Raw genomic sequence first — 505 nt, 5'->3', positions numbered from 1 at the left:
CATGGACCCGGAAATGATGCAGGAGATGCAGGGGATGATGCCCGCCGTCATCCAGCAGATGCCGGCCCTGCTGAAGAAGGTGCAGGCCGCCTCGGCGTCGCTGCCGCCGCCGCGCAAGCTGTCGGACCTGACACCTGCCGAACGCGCGAAGCTGGCGCAGCTACTGGGAACCAGCGAACAGAAACTGAAGGATCCGCCGGCCGCCCCGGCGATCGAGGGAAACAAGTGATGACCGATCCCCGCCAGTATCTCGCCGAACACGGCATGTACCGCCCCGAGTATGAGGGCGATGCCTGCGGCGTCGGCCTTGTCGCCGCGACCGACGGCAAGCCGTCGCGCCGCGTCGTCCAGTCGGCGATCGACGCGCTGAAGGCGGTGTGGCATCGCGGCGCGGTCGATGCCGATGGCAAGACCGGCGACGGCGCGGGCATCCACGTCGACCTGCCGGTGCGCTTCTTCGACGATTGCGTCGCCGCCTCGGGCCACAAATTGCTGCCCAACCGGC

The 505-nt window shown here is 68.3% G+C and carries 2 protein-coding genes; both read left to right on the top strand.

Annotated elements, in window-relative coordinates; genetic code table 11:
• Positions 1-229: hypothetical protein (locus CVH10_RS17190; RefSeq protein ID WP_106489336.1), on the top strand; the 229-nt coding region annotated here is incomplete at its 5' end.
• The coding region (locus CVH10_RS17185) for a hypothetical protein (protein WP_146142974.1) at positions 229-505 on the top strand (277 nt) is incomplete at its 3' end. The genes CVH10_RS17190 and CVH10_RS17185, both read left to right, overlap by 1 nt.

This window comes from Halomonas sp. ND22Bw (assembly GCF_003011945.1).
GTDB lineage: Bacteria > Pseudomonadota > Gammaproteobacteria > Pseudomonadales > Halomonadaceae > Halomonas > Halomonas halophila.
The sequence above is the reverse complement of the archived record's forward strand: the minus strand, read 5'-3'. Positions and strand labels throughout refer to the sequence as shown.